1 pseudogene is annotated in these 787 nt (G+C 38.6%); it reads left to right on the top strand.

Going from position 1 to position 787, the window contains the following annotated elements:
• Positions 1-484, top strand: a pseudogene (locus WKI42_RS10525) (autolysin); the annotation flags it as partial.
• Positions 485-787 lie beyond the last annotated feature (303 nt).

Genomic DNA, 787 nt, shown 5'->3' with positions numbered 1-787 from the left:
CATTAGCCGTGAACAGTTCAAGCAGGATATTGAGAACGGATTGACAATTGAAACGGGCTGGAAGAAAAACGATACAGGCTACTGGTACGTACACTCAGATGGCTCTTATCCAAAAGATAAGTTTGAGAAAATCAACGGAACTTGGTATTACTTCGACGGTTCAGGCTATATGTTTACAGACCGCTGGAAGAAGCATTCAGACGGTAATTGGTACTGGTTTGACCAATCAGGCGAAATGGCGACAGGCTGGAAGAAAATCGCTGATAAGTGGTATTATTTTGACACAGAGGGCGCTATGAAGACGGGTTGGGTCAAATATAAGGACACCTGGTATTATCTTGACGGTAAAGAAGGTGCTATGGTATCGAACGCCTTCGTCCAGTCCGCAGACGGAACAGGTTGGTACTATATCAAACCAGACAGCACATTGGCAGACAAGCCGGAGTTTGAAATTGAGCCAGAAGGCCTCATTACGACTAAATAATTTTAAAAAATAAAATGAAAGGAAAACTTTTCTAAAATGTTTATCTACCGCAGGCTGATTGGCTTGCGGTTTTTTGTTTTGTTAAAAATAAAAACAGCGACATTACTCACTGATCCTTTTGTAAACTATTAGAATGAAATTGCAACCTTCTCAACTATACGGGCAAAGATGATTATGAAATGAATACGAAGATGAATACGATTTAAAAAAACGATAGCAATCAATGGAAATGATTTAAAAGAAAAATAAGCCAAAAACTCAACTATTGACAAGCAACGGAAAGTATTTGTAAACACAAATTCT

Source organism: Streptococcus pseudopneumoniae, assembly GCF_038148935.1.
Lineage (GTDB): Bacteria > Bacillota > Bacilli > Lactobacillales > Streptococcaceae > Streptococcus > Streptococcus pseudopneumoniae_U.
The sequence above is the reverse complement of the archived record's forward strand: the minus strand, read 5'-3'. Positions and strand labels throughout refer to the sequence as shown.